This is a genomic window from Salipiger thiooxidans (genome assembly GCF_900102075.1).
GTDB lineage: Bacteria > Pseudomonadota > Alphaproteobacteria > Rhodobacterales > Rhodobacteraceae > Salipiger > Salipiger thiooxidans.
This window is the reverse complement of the sequence record NZ_FNAV01000063.1, coordinates 1-2,211: the sequence shown is the minus strand read 5'-3', so window position 1 is coordinate 2,211 and position 2,211 is coordinate 1. Positions and strand designations below refer to the sequence as shown.

General features: G+C 61.3%; 1 protein-coding gene. It reads left to right on the top strand.

The features are described from left to right. Window positions 1-159: 159 nt before the first annotated feature. A complete protein-coding gene (gene repC, locus BLQ77_RS28020) occupies window positions 160-1,446 on the top strand; it encodes a replication initiation protein RepC (RefSeq protein WP_165617245.1) in 1,287 nt (428 codons plus the stop codon). Window positions 1,447-2,211 lie beyond the last annotated feature (765 nt).

Genomic DNA, 2,211 nt, shown 5'->3' with positions numbered 1-2,211 from the left:
GGGGGGGGATCTTAGAGCCAAGGGTCTGCAAACCCTTCAGCAAGCAACATCAATTGCGACTCTATCAGCCTCCCCCGATCGCAGACAAGGAAAAACGCACCTGTGCGAACAGCTAGGTTTTGTCTGCCGCCGCCTCGCCTTCACCAGACGAGGATGAACATGATACATCTGGCCCAGGCTGTCCCCACTGTCCGACAACCGGCGCCGTTCCCGTCCCTGCCGCAGGGGATGGAGCGCGATGGCTTCGTTGCGCTGATCGACACCGTAGCGCCCCGTCTCGGGGTCAGGAGCGCCGCGCTCGCGACGCTCCGCATCCTGATCGCGGCGACGCGCCCCAGTGCGTTCAAGACCGGGGAGGAAGAACCGTGTTGCTATCTCCAGCAGTCCGAGATCGCCAAGAAGCGACAGGTCTCGCCGAGCCGGATCCGTGCCGATGAAGCCCAGTTGGTCGCGGCCGGGCTGATCGAGAAGAGGACCATGGGAAATGGGGCGCGCTCGGGCTTTGTGGGATGCGGCGTATTCTTCTCGAGCGCTATCAGGCGGTGCGAGGAGTTCCTTGCCCTCCGGGAGGAGATTGAAGAAAGTCGGCGGCGGCACGCGAAGCTGCGTGGTCTTCGCAGCCTTCACAAGAAGCACCTGAAGAGTTGCCTGGCCGAGCTCACCGAGCTCACCGAGCTGGCCGGGCCGGCGGACGAGGTGCAAGCCATTGCTACTGCATTCGAGGGCTGGCCGAGCGCCGACAAGTTGCACCGGATGCCGGTGGCGGAGCTGGAAGCGCATGTCTCCGAGGCCGATGCGCTCTGCACCATGGCGCTCGATCAGCTGCAAGCTCTGACGAAAACGCGCGGTGGACCGCATGAAAACGAGCGGTCCTATATACAAGATACAACCCAATATCTTAACGAAGTACCTTGTAACGTTGGCTCTCATCCGCGGAGCGCAGTTTTGCCCACGCCCTCAAAGGGTCGTGACGACGCGCCTCCTGGCGATCCGCCTTGCCGAAAACAAGATGATCGGGAGGTGTTCGCGGCGCACAAATCGACCATCCTGACCAAGATCCCGATCCAGACCTTCATCCCGCTCGCGTCGGACGACATGCGGTTCTACCTCGATATGCGACGGCAGGGCCGCGGCGGTTGGTCCAGCCTGCACCTGCATGACTTCACCGTCGCCGCGCAGTGCAGGCTGCCCGAGCTGGGCATCACCCAGTCCGCATGGCGCGCCGCTGTGCGCAAGATGGGTGCGGAGGATGCAACGTGGTGCGTGTTCATCATCGATGCCAAAGCCAGCAATGTGGACACGCCGATCCTCAATCCGGGAGGCTACCTGCGGGCGATGACAAGGCGGCACGAAGAGGGCGCCCTGAACATCGTCGGCGGGCTCATCGGGCTGTCGATGCGGCGGAACGAAATAGTCGCAGGGCAAGGTGATCAGGCGCCGGCCTGACGTGTAACTACTGCATGCAGATTTGCCGGTGAACGATGGCAGCCGGGTTGGTGACACGCAGCGCGCAATCCTCGGCGTTCAACTTAACTTGGGCGAGTTCCTGCCTAGCTTTGCTCGTACAGATTGCGGAACAAATGTAAGATGATGTTACTTGCCGCGACGGCGCGAACAGGTGTGCCGCAGAAGACGGCGGGCCGCGTGTTGGTGAGGTCCGCCGGGAAAGGGAAAGCAATGAACCAATTCAACCACTCCGCCTATGAACAGGAGATTGGATCGGTCGAGGAGGAACCTCGACAACGGACGCGGCTTGAGACCATCGGCAAGGCGGGCCTCCTGTGGGCGGATCCGACGCTGTCAAAGAAAAAGGTAGCAGCAGCGACTGGAGTGAGTACACGTGAGCTTCGGCGTTTGTTTGGCAGGAAACCTCGTTCTGCTGCTAGTGCCGCCTGAAATTGCACGCGAGGCTCGTGGGTGCAGAGTGCCCCGCTTGTAGCAGCGTTCATGAAAGGGCGCGCTCCGCGCGTGACAAATATTCATCTTGGAAACCTCAGAATGCTGCGTGACTCCCCACGGTCGATGCGCTGCACGCAAGATTGTGATCAGTGCTCCGAGCAGGGGCGAAGCTTAAGAAGCCATGCTGGTTCTCGTGTCAGAGCGTGGGCATGGGGACGGTGCTGTGAGTGCTGGACGTAATCTCCCCAAAAGCGCTGGATGAAATTTCCCCAGTTTGGTGCGGTTGCCGATGGTCCGAGGGGCATGCCCCCC

Excerpts from the sequence above, each read along its gene's own strand:
- repC (WP_165617245.1), top strand. The coding sequence starts at position 160 with ATGATACATCTGGCCCAGGCTGTCCCCACTGTCCGACAACCGGCGCCG.